At 65.4% G+C, this 12737-nt stretch carries 14 protein-coding genes; 10 read left to right on the top strand and 4 right to left on the bottom strand.

The annotated features are described in order from the left end of the window. Positions 1–58: 58 nt before the first annotated feature. Positions 59–1000: an SDR family NAD(P)-dependent oxidoreductase gene (locus tag ACM43_RS08415; protein ID WP_271539663.1), complete on the bottom strand. Its 942-nt coding sequence runs from the start codon at positions 998–1000 to the stop codon at positions 59–61. A 72-nt stretch (positions 1001–1072) separates the two neighbouring features. On the opposite strand from ACM43_RS08415, the gene ACM43_RS08410 reads away from it, so the two are divergent. Together ACM43_RS08410 and ACM43_RS08405 are read left to right on the top strand one after the other, a co-directional pair. Then, a complete protein-coding gene (locus ACM43_RS08410; protein WP_271539661.1) occupies positions 1073–1729 on the top strand; it encodes a TetR/AcrR family transcriptional regulator in 657 nt (218 codons plus the stop codon). Between the two features lie 118 nt (positions 1730–1847). Then, positions 1848–2522, top strand: coding sequence for an alpha/beta hydrolase family protein (locus ACM43_RS08405; RefSeq protein WP_271539659.1), 675 nt, complete (start codon positions 1848–1850; stop codon positions 2520–2522). 3 nt (positions 2523–2525) lie between these two features. Here the strand turns inward: ACM43_RS08405 and ACM43_RS08400 are convergent, their stop codons facing one another. After that, positions 2526–3500 carry a ketopantoate reductase family protein gene (locus tag ACM43_RS08400; protein WP_271539658.1) on the bottom strand — a complete coding sequence of 325 codons (975 nt, stop codon included), beginning with the start codon at positions 3498–3500 and terminating at the stop codon, positions 2526–2528. Positions 3501–3651: 151 nt separating this feature from the next. Between ACM43_RS08400 and ACM43_RS08395 the strand changes: the two genes are divergently transcribed. Next, positions 3652–4455 (top strand): enoyl-CoA hydratase-related protein, encoded by an 804-nt coding sequence (locus tag ACM43_RS08395; protein WP_271539656.1) that lies wholly within the window; start codon positions 3652–3654, stop codon positions 4453–4455. A 104-nt stretch (positions 4456–4559) separates the two neighbouring features. After that, on the top strand, positions 4560–5450 hold the full coding sequence (locus ACM43_RS08390; protein WP_271539654.1) for an NmrA family NAD(P)-binding protein: 891 nt from the start codon (positions 4560–4562) through the stop codon (positions 5448–5450). 24 nt (positions 5451–5474) lie between these two features. Here the strand turns inward: ACM43_RS08390 and ACM43_RS08385 are convergent, their stop codons facing one another. Beyond that, positions 5475–5747: a hypothetical protein gene (locus tag ACM43_RS08385; protein ID WP_271539653.1), complete on the bottom strand. Its 273-nt coding sequence runs from the start codon at positions 5745–5747 to the stop codon at positions 5475–5477. Positions 5748–5859: 112 nt separating this feature from the next. Between ACM43_RS08385 and ACM43_RS08380 the strand changes: the two genes are divergently transcribed. The 4 genes from ACM43_RS08380 (at position 5860) to ACM43_RS08365 (ending at position 10136) form a co-directional block, all read left to right on the top strand. Beyond that, the gene (locus tag ACM43_RS08380) at positions 5860–7227 is read left to right on the top strand and encodes an FAD-dependent oxidoreductase (protein ID WP_271539651.1); all 1368 of its coding nucleotides are present in this window, start codon (positions 5860–5862) and stop codon (positions 7225–7227) included. A gap of 30 nt (positions 7228–7257) precedes the next feature. Then, positions 7258–8262, top strand: coding sequence for an ABC transporter substrate-binding protein (locus tag ACM43_RS08375; RefSeq protein WP_271539649.1), 1005 nt, complete (start codon positions 7258–7260; stop codon positions 8260–8262). Positions 8263–8545: 283 nt separating this feature from the next. Further along, the gene (locus tag ACM43_RS08370; protein WP_271539629.1) at positions 8546–9319 is read left to right on the top strand and encodes an ABC transporter ATP-binding protein; all 774 of its coding nucleotides are present in this window, start codon (positions 8546–8548) and stop codon (positions 9317–9319) included. Next, positions 9312–10136 (top strand): ABC transporter permease, encoded by an 825-nt coding sequence (locus ACM43_RS08365; RefSeq protein ID WP_271539627.1) that lies wholly within the window; start codon positions 9312–9314, stop codon positions 10134–10136. The genes ACM43_RS08370 and ACM43_RS08365 overlap by 8 nt, the downstream gene beginning before the upstream one ends. Before the next feature lie 120 nt (positions 10137–10256). Here the strand turns inward: ACM43_RS08365 and gtdA are convergent, their stop codons facing one another. Beyond that, on the bottom strand, positions 10257–11297 hold the full coding sequence (gene gtdA / locus ACM43_RS08360) for a gentisate 1,2-dioxygenase (protein WP_271539625.1): 1041 nt from the start codon (positions 11295–11297) through the stop codon (positions 10257–10259). A gap of 218 nt (positions 11298–11515) precedes the next feature. On the opposite strand from gtdA, the gene maiA reads away from it, so the two are divergent. Together maiA and ACM43_RS08350 are read left to right on the top strand one after the other, a co-directional pair. Further along, positions 11516–12148 (top strand): maleylacetoacetate isomerase, encoded by a 633-nt coding sequence (gene maiA / locus ACM43_RS08355; protein ID WP_157285820.1) that lies wholly within the window; start codon positions 11516–11518, stop codon positions 12146–12148. Further along, complete coding sequence (locus ACM43_RS08350; protein ID WP_198399897.1) at positions 12138–12650, top strand: MarR family winged helix-turn-helix transcriptional regulator; 513 nt, start codon at positions 12138–12140, stop codon at positions 12648–12650. Before maiA ends, ACM43_RS08350 begins: the two co-directional genes overlap by 11 nt. Positions 12651–12737: the final 87 nt, after the last annotated feature.

Raw genomic sequence — 12737 nt, 5'->3', positions numbered from 1 at the left:
ACGGCGGCAGGTACGCCCACGGGATCGCCATGAATTGTGTTTTCAGGCTGCGTCCGATCTAGCCATGAGCCGTCTTGCCTCCGTCGATCACGAACTGGCCGCCGGTCGTGTAGGGATGATCGTCTGAGGCGAGCACCAGCGCAAAAGCCGCGATCTCCTCGGGCGTCGCCAGGCGCTGCAACCCCGGGACGTTGGATTTAGCCCATTGCGCGATGCCGACGTGCCAGGCCGCATCGGGCAGGCCCTCCATCCCGGCGAGCCGGCGGATCATCGGGGTATCCGTGGTGCCGGGGATCAACGTGTTGATGCGGATGCCATGCTTTGCGTAGTCGAGTGCCGCGGCCTGAACCAGGCCGACCAGTCCGCGCTTGGCCGCCGAATAGGCCGAGCGCTTGGCCGAGGTCGCAATGGCGTTCGACGAGGAGGTGACGACGATCGATCCGCCTTTCTCCAGCATGTGCGGGATTTGGTACTTCATTGACAGGAACACGCCGCGCAGATCCGTGCCGATCACGTCGTCGAATTCGGCCGCGCTAAATTCATGCAGCGGCTTCTCGATGGAGATGCCGGCATTGTTGAAGGCGACGTCGAGCCGTCCGTAGCGCGCGATCGTCGTGTCGACCAGCGCCTTCACCTCGGATTCGTGGCGCAGGTCGGCGCGAATGAAGACGGCCTCGCCGCCGGACGCGCGCACCTCGGTCTCCACCTGCTTGCCACGGTCGGCGTTGCGCCCGCAAAAGGCGACCCGGCCGCCCTCGGCGGCGAACATCAGCGTTGCGGCCCGCCCGATTCCCGAGGTGCCGCCCGTGACGATGACGACCTTGCCCGCGAACCTTTGCTTGCCGCTCGGCTTCTGCTGCGGCAGCGCCGCGCCCTGGCCGAGCGCCACGCCGCCGGCGAGGCCGCCGACGGCACCTGCGAGCATGCCGAGGGCCGCGCTCCCGACCAGATGACGCCGCTTTACGGGATTGCTCGCGGTGATATTCTGTATTTCGGTCATTTCGAACTCCGGTCCGCTCAATCTGAACAGTGTTAAGATAGATATGCTGCAATCTGAACAGTGTCAAGTTACATGAAGAAACGGGCCCCCGCCGCCAAGCGCAGCACTGCTCCGACCCGGCCAAAGCCGGAGGTCGGATACCATCACGGCGAATTGCAGGAGGCGCTGATCGCCGCGAGCGAAGCCATTCTCGCCGAGCAGGGTGCGGAAGCCTTCACGCTGCGCGAAGCCGCACGCCGCGCCGGCGTTTCGCCGGCCGCGCCGTCGCATCATTTCGGCAACGCCCAGGGCCTTCTCACCGAAGTGGCGATCCGCGGCTACGACGCGCTTGCCGGCGCCTTGCGCGAGGCGGCGTCCGGCAAGCAGGGCGTCCGCGACAAGCTCCATGCCCAGGGGCTTGCCTATGTCGATTTTGCGTTGAGGCATCCCGGCCGTTTTCAGATGATGTTTGCCAACAAGCGGCTGGTTGCCGACGATGCGCGCCTGAAGCAGGCGAGCAGGGCCGCCGGCCATGCGTTCGAGGTCGTCGTCGCCGAGCTGACCGGCGGCACCGCGAAGGAGGCGAAGACGGCGGCTGCGGCGGCCTGGTCAACCGTTCACGGCTTTGCCAAGCTTGCGCTCGAGGAGAAATTCGGCTCTGTGAAGAACGAGGCCGGACGCCGCGAGATCATGATGACGCTCGATCAGGTCCTGAACTATCTCTGGCCCGCGAGCGGCACGCGTCGCTAGAGCATGATCCGGAAAAGTGTGAAGCGGTTTTCCGGAAAGATCATGCGCAAACAACAACCTAAAGCGCGATGACGTTCATCCAGATCTCATTGCGCTTTAGATGCAAATCGAGGCGGTCATGACGGGCAAGACGACAGAGCTCAAGTTCGACATCGAGCGCATCGGCACGGTCTCGGCGATCCTGACGCAGCCGACCCACGCGCGAGCCTGCTACGTCCTGGCGCACGGCGCCGGGGCTGATATGCGGCATTCCTTCATGGAGAAGGTTGCAGCCGGCCTTGCCCAGCGCGGCATTGCGACGTTCCGCTTCAATTTTCCTTACATGGAAGCGAAGAAGGGACGTCCTGACCCGCCCGCAATCGCCCACGCGAGCGTGCGCGCAGCGGTCGCGGAGGCGGGGCGGCTCTGCCCCGGGCTGAAGCTCGTTGCCGGCGGAAAATCGTTCGGAGGCCGCATGACCTCGCAGGCGCAGTCGAAGTCGCCGCTCCCCGATGTCAAAGGGCTGGCCTTCCTCGGCTTTCCCCTCCATGCTGCCAAGAAGCCGTCGAGCGAGCGCGCCGAGCACCTCGCTGCAATCGCGATTCCCATGCTGTTCCTGCAAGGCACACGCGATGAGCTTGCCGATCTTGCCCATCTCGAGCCCGTCATCGAGCGGCTCGGGCGTAAGGCGACACTGCATGAGGTCGCAGGCGGCGACCATTCGTTTGCGGTGCTCAAGAAGTCCGGCCGGACCAATGACGAGGCGCTCGGCGAGGTTCTGGACACGCTCGGGGCCTGGATCGATGCGCTCTGAGGCTCACGCGGAATAAAGCCCCTTGTCGCGTGCCTTCTGAATCGCGAGGGCGGCGATCAGGTCGAGCGTCGGCGTCGACAGGCCGGCGGTGCGCGCGAAGGCCTGGGGCGCCTTCACCAGCACGTCGATCTCCATGGCACGGCCGAGTTCGTAGTCCTGCAGCAGCGAGGGCTTGTGGTTGGGGGCGGGGCCGCTGCGGCTGGCACGCTTGACCTCGGGAATGAAGTATTGGGCAATCTCATTGGCCTCGTTCAGCATGCGCGGAATCACCTCCGTGAAGGCGGAGTCGTCGCGCACGCCGCGCGCGGTCTGGCCGGTGAGCAGGCACAGCACCGACAGCGACATGTTGGTCAGCAGCTTTGACCAGATCGCCTCGCGGATCTCGGCCACCGGCGGCGATTCCAGCCGCGCGTCGTTGAAGACACCGCGCAGCCTGGTGATGCGCTCGCAATTGCGGTCGTCGCACTCGCCGATCAGGAGCCTATTGCGGTCCGGGGTCAGGTTCTGCACCACGCCGGGCGCGATCACCTCGTTGGAGGAGAAGATCACGCCGCCGACGATCCGCTCCTTCGGGATGCAGGCACGCAGGCGTCCGCCGGGATCGAGGAATGAAATGTCCGGCGGTGCCGGGTGCCGCGGAGGCAGGCCGATGCCGTACCACCAGGGAATGCCGTTTTGAGCGAACACGATCGCTGTGTCGTCCTGGAGCAGCGGCTTGATGCTGGAAACCAGCCCTTGAAGCGCGGTCGCCTTCAAGGTCGAGATCACGACATCCTGCGGGCCGAGCTGAGCCGGGTCGCCTGACGCGTTCACCTTGGCGCCGACCTCGGAATCGCCGACGCGCAGCTTGAGGCCACCCGCGCGGGCTGCCTCCAGATGCGCCCCCCGCATCACGCAACTGACCTCATGGCCGGCGCGCGCCAGCCGTACCGCAATGTGGCTGCCGACGGCGCCTGCGCCGAAAATGCAGATGCGCATATTGATATCCCGTATCCATCCCGTGGTGTCGCCCGCAGCCAGCATGACACAAGCCGCCATGCGATGGACGCGGCCACCCTACGCCGGAAAGATATGGATCAGGGCAGGCGCGCTCAGCCATAGTGTGCGGCAAACAACCGGAGGACCGCCGATGACTGCCAGCCCCGTCCTGTGGAGCCTCGATGAACGCGGGGTTGCGACCGTCACGTTGAACCGGCCGGAGGTCAACAACGCCTATGACGGCGCGCTGATCTCAGGCGTGCTCGCGGCCATGGACGACCTCGGCAGCAAGCCCAATTTGCGTGTCGTCGTGCTCCGGGGCAACGGCAAGCACTTCCAGGCCGGTGCCGACCTCAAATGGATCAACAGTGTGCGTCCGCAATCGCGCGAGGCAAACGAGGTGGCCTCGCGGGCGACGTTCGAAGCCGTGCAGCGGCTCAACACGTTGCCGATCCCCACCGTCGCGTTGGTGCAGGGCGGCTGTTTCGGAGGGGGTACCGGCGTCATCGCGGCCTGCGATGTCGTGATTGCCGCCGACAACGCCCTGTTCTCGATCGCCGAGGTGCGCTGGGGCCTGACCGCCGCGATCATCATCCCGCAGCTCTGCGATGCCATTAGTGTACGGCAAGTCCGCCGTTACGCGCTCACCGGCGAACGCTTCGGCGCCGAAGACGCCCGCCGCATCGGCCTCGTCCACGAGGTGGTGCCGCTCGCCGATCTCGAGGCCGCAGGCGCCAAGGTGGTCGAGCAGCTGCTCGCCAACGGACCGGAGGCCACGGCCGAGACCAAGCGGCTTGCGCTGGAGAGCTCGTTCGGCGGCATGGCCGTGGACGATGACGCTTACACCCGGCTCGTGCAATTGCACTCGCTCAAGCGCCAGAGCGCCGAGGCAGCGGAGGGACTGGCGTCATTCGCCGAGAAACGGGCAGCGAGGTGGGGCGCCGACAAAAGCTGAGGGATGCGACGAGGTGCGGCTCGAAAAAGTGGGCTATGGGGGTATCGCGCGGAACTGCGGACGGGGCAGAAGATTTACCCGATTCAGCCTTATGGAGCGCGCCGATGTTCATTGTGGTTGGGGCAAACGGGCGTATCGGATCGGCCGTCGCGTCGAGGTTGCTGAATGCGGGGCGACCGGTTACAGCCGTGCTTCACAGCAACAACAACGAGGCCGATTGGCGCAGTCGCGGTGCGCAGACCGCGGTTGTCGATGTGCGCGACACCGACGGCTTGCGCGCGGTGTTCAGAACGGGCAAGCGCGCTTTCCTGCTCAATCCGAACGCCGACATCTCCACCGACACCGATCGTGAGGAGCATGCGACCGTCAGGAGCATCGTGGCGGCGCTCGAAGGATCCGGGCTCGAAAAGGTCGTCGCCGCATCTACCTATGGCGCCCAGCCGGGAGAGCGCTGCGGCGATCTCAATGTTCTCTATCATTTCGAGCAGGCGCTTGCCGCCCAACCGATACCAGCGACCATCCAGCGAGGCGCCTACTACATGAGCAACTGGGACCAACTGCTCGATGCGGCAAAGTGCGGCATGTTGCCGACCATGCTGCCCGCAGACATGAAGATCCCAATGGTCGCGCCCCCCGATCTTGGCAAGGCGGCCGCGCGCCATTTGTTGGAGCTGCCCCGCGATCAGGACGTGCATCATGTCGAAGGACCCGAGCGGTATTCGCCGCGGGATGTCGCGGATGCCTTCGCGGCCGTGCTCGGCCATCAGGTGAAGGTCGAGGTCATCCCGCGCGATCAATGGATCGCGGCTTATGGAAAGCTCGGCTTCTCCGCCGCGGCGGCGGAGTCTTATGCGCGAATGACCGCGGTCAGCGTCGACAGCGGCTTTGCCATGTCGGAGCCGTTCGAACGCGGCGAGACGACACTCGAAGACTATATCGGCGCTCTTGTCGCCCAGTCGCGCGGCTCGCACGCTGCTGCCAGCAGAGTCCTGTGACCGCCCAAATTGCAGTGCTCGTGGTCAGCAGCCGCGGCAGATGTTGTTGATGCTGCGATAGACGGCATCATCATCCTGGCGCAATTGGCGGAGGGTTTCGAGCGCTTTGCCGTCGTCGGCCGCAGGTGCAGGCTTGCGCTTCGCGGCTAGCTCCTCCTCCTGCCGCTTGTAGCAGGCTTCGCGATCGGGCTTGGCGGGGATGAAGCGGCAGTTTTGCTCCACGGCCGCCGCGGGAACGGCCGAGATCGCGAGGGCGATAGAAGCGGCGAAGCAGTATCTGACGATGATCGAATCCATGCCTGCACTTGTCTCAGGTCCACCGTTAGCGAGCAACCGCGATCTTGCGGGCATGAGAGCCGCCGGCTAAGCCGTGATCCAGTTCGAACCAGATTCCGGGAAGGAACGCGCCATGCGGGCCACGACGATCGACGAACCAGCGCGCAAAGTACCGCTCTACGGCGAGTATGAAGTCGTCGTGCTCGGCGGCGGCCCGGCCGGCATCGTGGCGGCGGCCGCAGCGGCGCGCGCGGGGCGGAAGACGCTGCTGATCGAACGTTACGGTTTTCTCGGCGGCATGGGCACTGCGGCCGGCGTCACCAATTTCTGCGGCCTCCACGGCAATGTCCATGGCGAGCACCGGCGGCTGGTGCAGGGTCTGGCGTCGGAGCTGTTGGCGCGGATCGATCGCTTGAACGGCCTCAATGCGCCGCATCTGATCCTCGGCAAGGTTTTTGCCCAGGCCTATGACACCGCCGCCTACAAGATCGCGGCCGACGAGCTGCTCGCCAGCCACAAGGTGAATATGCTGTTCCACGCGCTCGGCGCCGGCGTCGTCATGGCCGAGGAGCGCCGCATCGACGCGATGCTGGTCGAGACCAAGGCCGGCCGGCAGGCGGTGCGCGCGGAGATCTTCATCGACTGCTCCGGCGACGGCGATCTTGCTGTGTGGGCCGGCGCGCCGTTCGAGATCGGCGACGCGCACGGCCATCCGCTCTACCCCTCGATGATGCTGCGTCTCAACGGCATCGACCCCGCCAAGGCCGGCGAAGCCTGGCGCACCATTCCGCAATTGATGGAAAAGGCCTCCGCGGCCGGCACCCACACATTCCCGCGCAAAAGCGCGATCGTGCGGCCACAGAAATCCGGCATCGAATGGCGGGTAAACTTCACTCAAGTGGCGCGCGAGGACGGCCATGCCATCAACGGCATCGAGCCCGACGATCTCACCCGCGGCGAGATCGAGGGCCGCAAGCAAGCGCTCGCCGCGTACGAATTCCTGCGCAGCGCGGTGCCCGGGTTTGAGAAGTCCTACATCGTCGACCTGCCGCCACAGCTCGGCATTCGCGAGACCCGCCGCATCAGGGGTGGCTACCAGCTCAGCGGTGAGGACGTGCTCGGCTGTGCCTCGTTCGCGGATTCCATCGGCGTCAACGGCTGGCCGATCGAGGCCCATGTGCCTGGCGACGTCGTCTTCACCTTCCCACCGATCCCGGATTCGCGCGGCTATAACGAGCTGCCTTACCGGATGCTGGTCCCCGAAGGGGTCGACAATCTCCTGGTTGCCGGCCGCTGCGCCTCGATGACCCACGAGGGCCAATCGGCTGCGCGGGTCTCCGGTGCTTGCTTCGCGATGGGTGAGGCCGCCGGTTCCGCCGCGGCGCTGGCGCTGTCCGGAAACCGGATTCCACGCGAAATCCCCATTGAAAAGTTGCAGGAAACGTTGAAACAACAGGGCGCCTTCATCGGACGGGATCAGGCGGTGCCCGAAGGCCTGTAACGCACTGCAAGACAAAGCGGAGGAAACGGGATGATCGGGATTGCGCGGCTCGCGGTAACGGGCCTGATGGCGATCATGGCTATGGGCACGGCACGGGCCGAGGATCCGCCAAAGGCCAGGATCGGCGTGCTCCGCCTGTCTTCGTCGGCGCCGGTCTTCATCGCGCAGGACAAGGGCTATTTCCGTGAGGCCGGCCTGGAGGTCGAGCTGAAGTTCTTCGACGCGGCGCAGCCGATTGCGGTTGCCACCACCTCGGGCGACGTCGATTTCGGCGTCACCGCCTTCACCGCCGGTCTCTACAATCTCGGCGGCAAGGGGGTGCTGAAGGTGATCGGCGGCATGAGCCGCGAGAAGCCCGGTTATCCCCTGATCGGCTATTTCGCCAGCAACAATGCCTATGTGAGCGGCCTGAAGACGCCGAAGGACCTTGCGGGCAAGCGCGTGGCGATGACGCAGGTCGGATCGAGCTTCCATTATTCGCTCGGCCTGCTCGCCGACAAATACGGCTTCAAGCTCGCGGACGTGAAGATCGTGCCGCTGCAATCGCTGTCGAATGCCGCCGCTGCGCTCAAGGGCGAGACCGTCGATGCCGCATTGCTGCCGATCTCGACCGCGCGAAAGCTGATGGACGAAGGCGGCGCGAAATTCTTAGGCTGGGTCGGCGACGAGACGCCCTGGCAGCTCGGGGCGGTATTCGCCGCGCCGAAGACGCTGGCCAACAAGGCGCTGGTGACGAAATTCCTCGGCGTGCTCGCGAAAGCCGACCGCGAATATCACGACGTCATCCTCACAGCGATGAAAGACGGTGTCGCCCCGATCAACGACAAGACCAGGCCGCTCCTGGAGATCATCGCAAAGTACACCAACCTGCCGGTCGAGCAGGTGGTCGGCAACTGCGCCTATATCGATCCCGACGGCAAGCTCGACGTGAAGAACGTCGACAACCAGATCAAATGGCTGCAGGAGCAGGGCTTCGTCGACAAGGGCTTTGATGCGGAAGCGATCATCGCGAAGGACTATGTGAAGGCGGATTAATGCTGATTGTGCAAACTCCCGCGGCAGGCGATCTGCCACCCTCCCCTGGAGGGGGAGGGTCGATCGCACCGGCGATGCGCAGCATCGTCCGGAGCGAGCGGGGCGGGGTGAGCCACGGCGGTGGTCTATCCGTCGTTTGCTCAGGCCAGTCGTGGAAAGTTCGAGAGGAGGCATCAGCGCAGTCGTGGATGGACTGTCACCCCACCCCGGTTTGCATTTCGCTTCGCTGCATGCAAACCGATGCTCCCCCTCCAGGGGAAGATGAAGAAAGTGGGTGCGCTTCATGGACCTGATCGCCAGCCACATCTCCCATCGCTTCGGCGATCTCGCCGTGCTCGACGACGTCTCCTTCGCCGTCAGTGCCGGCGAGGTGGTGGCGATCGTCGGGCCGTCCGGCTGCGGCAAGAGCACGCTGCTGTCGATCCTCGGCGGGCTGCTGCAGCCGACCTCCGGCGCGCCGGAGCTGCGCGGCGCGCCGCCGGCGGACAGTCTCAATCCGCTGACCTTCGTGTTCCAGGACTTTGCGCTGCTGCCCTGGGCGACGGTGGAGGAGAACGTCGAGTTCCCGCTGCTGCACACAAAACTCTCGGCCGCGCAGCGCCGCGCGCTGGTCGAGGATGCCTTGCGTCGCACCGGCCTCACCGATTTTCGACAGACCTATCCAAAGCAGCTCTCCGGCGGCATGCGCCAGCGCGTCGGCATCTCGCGCGCGCTCGCGGTGAAGCCCGCGATCCTCTTGATGGACGAGCCGCTGTCGGCGCTGGATTCGCAGACTCGCGAGCTGCTGCTGGAGGATTTCATCCGCCTGCTTGCCGATGGCGGCATGGGCGCGGTCTATGTGACACACAATCTCGAAGAGGCCGCGCGGCTCGCCGACCGCATCGTGGTGCTGTCGCGCCGTCCTGGCCGCATCCGCGAGGTCGTCACCGTGCCGATGGCGCGGGCGACGCGCGGCGAAGCGGGGGCCCGCGAACAACTGCTGGCCCTGCAGAACCAGATCTGGTCGCTGATCCGCAACGAGGCGATCGATGCCGAGCGCGAGGTCCAGCATGCTTGATCGCGCGGCGACGGGCACGACGGCCAAGGATGAGCCGACGCGGCGCGTCCACTTTCGTGGCGCCGGCTTCGTGCCCGCGTCGAGCCGGTATGGCGGCTGGATCGCGCTCGGCCTCCTCCTCGCGATCTGGCAAGCCGCCGGCAGCGCCGGCCTTGTCAATGCGCTGTTTCTGCCGACTCCTTCCGCAATTGTCCGCGCGATCTATCAGCTCGCCGTTTCCGGGGCACTCTGGCAGCATGTTTCGGCTTCGCTGCTGCGGATCGGCGTCGGCTGGCTGTTGGGAACGGCGGCCGGAATCGCCGTCGGCTTCGCCATCGGCCTGTCGCGTCTCGCGCGCAGCGTCGGCATCACCTTCATCTCGGCGCTGTTTCCGATCCCGAAGATCGCGCTGCTGCCGCTGCTGATTCTCTGGCTCGGCATCGGCGAAGAGCCGAAGATCGCGACCATTGCGTTAGGGGTGTTCTTCTCGACTGCGATCTCGGTCTATAGCGGTGTCGATGCGGTGCCGCGCAACCTGATCCGCATGGCGCAGAGCTTCAACGTTCCGTTCGCCACCATCGTGCGCAAGGTGATCTGGCCCGGCGCGCTGCCGGCGATCCTCGCGGGCTTCCGCATCACCGCCTCCGTCGCGCTGCTGCTGGTCGTCAGCGCCGAGATGATCGGCGCCCAATACGGCATCGGCGCCTTCGTGCTGCAGGCGGGCAACCTGATGCAGACCGATCAGCTGCTCGCGGGCGTCGTGATCCTGTCGGTGTTTGGGCTGGCGGTGGGCAAGGTGATCGGCTGGCTGGAGATGCGGCTGTTGCACTGGCGCTAGATACGATCACCGGCGCCGTAGGGTGGGCAAAGCGAAGCGTGCCCACCATTCCTTCATGAGTCGCGAAAACGTGGGCACGGCGCAAGGGCGCCTTTGCCCACCCTACGAGACCGGCGACCGTCACGCGTTTCCACGATCTTCCCTGAACAGATCCAGCTTCTGCTGCACCGGCCGATCCGAGAAGCTGAACAGCACGGCGTCCTCATCCGCCTCGTGTGTCACCCAGTGCCAGCTCGGCACCACGAATAGATCGCGCGGGCCCCATTCGAACACGGTATCGCCGATGCGGCTGCGACCGCGTCCTTCGATCGGGCAGAACACGGTGGCGTCCGTCGAACGATAGCGCGTGGTCTTAAAACCCTTGGGCAGCAGCTGGATGAAGGTGCCGATGGTCGGCATTGCGAAATCGCCGGTCTCGGGGTTGCTGAACTTCAGCTTGAGGCCGTGGCAGGCGTCCCATTCCTGGCTCGTCCTGGCCTTCTCCAGCGCCTCGCGGGTGTAGGCATAGGGATAGCTGAAGATGGGCGACGTCTTCGAGCTCCGCTTCACATCGACGGGCAGGAGGTTGTGGCCGTAGCGGGCAAAGCTGTCGCCGGCAGGCTTTGTGATCTTCTGCTGGTCTTCGTTCGCGCCTTCGGCAAAGGAGCAGTCGAAGAACTGCACCAGGGGGATGTCGAGGCCGTCGAGCCAGAACATCGGCTGGTCGGTCTCGTTGGAATGATCGTGCCAGGTCATCGAGGGCGTGATGATGAAGTCGCCCGGCTCCATCGCGGTGCGCTCGCCGTCCACCGCGGTGTGGGCGCCCCTGCCTTCGAGCACGAAGCGCAGCGCCGACTGGCTGTGCCGGTGCGCGGGCGCGACGTCGCCGGGCACCACCATCTGCACGCCGGCATAGAGCGAGGTCGTGATCTTGGATTGCCCGCGCAGCCCCGGGTTCTCCAGCACCAGCACGCGCCGCTCGGCTTCCTTGGCGGTAATGAGCTTGCCGGCCTCCGTCATGTAATCGCGGATGACGTCGAACTTCCAGAGGTGAGGCCGGCACGCGCTTTTCGGCTCCGGCGTGATCAGGTCGCTCATCACCGTCCACAGCGCGGTGAGATTCTCGCCGTCGATCTTCCGGTAGAACGCCTCGCGTTCCGGCGTCTTGGTCACGGCTTCCATGAATGAGCCTCCCGTTCATTGTTGATTGACAGTATACTGACAATCTATATAGCGTCAACTTGACGAACGACACACAAAGGTCGTGTCATTCCGGGGCGCGCCGCAAGGCGCGAGCTAGGGTGCGCAATTGCGCACCTGAGAATCCATACTCCCGATCGTGGTTATGGATTCCGGGCTCGACGCTGGCGCGTCGGAATGACAAAAGCAGGGAGGTCTCAATGAAGCTGCACGGCTATTTCCGCTCCAGCGCCGCCTATCGCGTGCGGATCGCGCTGAACCTGAAGGGGCTCGGCGCCGAGCATCTGCCGCATCATCTGCGCAAGGGCGAGCAATGCGCCCCCGGCTATCTCGCCATCAACCCGCAGGGCCTGGTGCCGGCGCTGGAGGACGATGCGGGTGGCGTGCTGACGCAATCGGTGGCCATCATCGAATGGCTCGACGAGACCCATCCCAATCCGCCGCTGCTGCCGAAGGATCCGCTGCGCCGCGCCAGGGTGCGGGCGTTTGCGCTAGCGATCGCCTGCGACACCCATCCGGTGCAGAACCTGAAAGTGCTGGCGCGGCTGCGTGAGCTGGGTCTGCCCGAAGAGAAGGTCCAGGATTGGGCCGCCTGGGTCAACCGTGAGGGCCTGTCGGCCTGTGAGATGCTGATCAAGGACGAGAAGGGCCCATTCTGCTTCGGCGATGCGCCGACGCTGGCCGATCTCTGCCTCGTGCCGCAGCTCGGCAATGCCCGCCGCTTCGGCGTCGACGTCTCCGCCTATCCGCGCCTGCTCCAGGCCGAGGCCGCCGCCAAGGCGCTGCCGGCATTTGCCGATGCCGCGCCGGAGAAGCAGCCCGATGCCGAGTAAGCCGCCCCCTCCGATCACGATCGACGCGGTCTATGCCGCGCCGGGCTATCTGTTCCGGCGCATGCAGCAGATCGCGGTCTCGATCTTCATGGAGGAGTGCAAGGCGTTTGATCTCACGCCGGTGCAATATGCCGCGCTGGTCGCAATCCACACCCATCCCGGCATCGACGCGACGCGGCTGTCGGCGGTGATCGCCTTCGACCGCTCGACGCTCGGCAGCGTGATCGAACGTCTGCAGGCCAAGGCCTATATCGAGCGCAAGCCGGCACCCGAGGACAAGCGGATCAAGCTGCTCTATCTGACCAAGTCGGGCGCTGCGATCCTGCGCGAGATCATCCCCGCCGTCGAGCGCGCACAGGCCCGGATGCTGGAGCCGCTCAAGCCCGCCGATCGCAAGGCGCTGATGGGGCTGCTGGCGCAGCTGGTTGATCTCAACAACGAAGCCTCCCGCGTGCCGCTGCGCGCGGAGGACGCGCTGGAGCATCTGGGGAAGGGGGCGTGAGGGGGCGCCCCGGCCAGCCCAGAGCGCGATCTCGTAGGGTGGGCAAAGGCGCGAAGCGCCGTGCCCACGATCTCTCTCCTATTGGGG

This window comes from Bradyrhizobium sp. CCBAU 45321 (assembly GCF_028128975.1).
In the GTDB taxonomy this organism is placed as follows: Bacteria; Pseudomonadota; Alphaproteobacteria; order Rhizobiales; family Xanthobacteraceae; genus Bradyrhizobium; species Bradyrhizobium yuanmingense.
The sequence above is the reverse complement of the archived record's forward strand: the minus strand, read 5'-3'. Positions and strand labels throughout refer to the sequence as shown.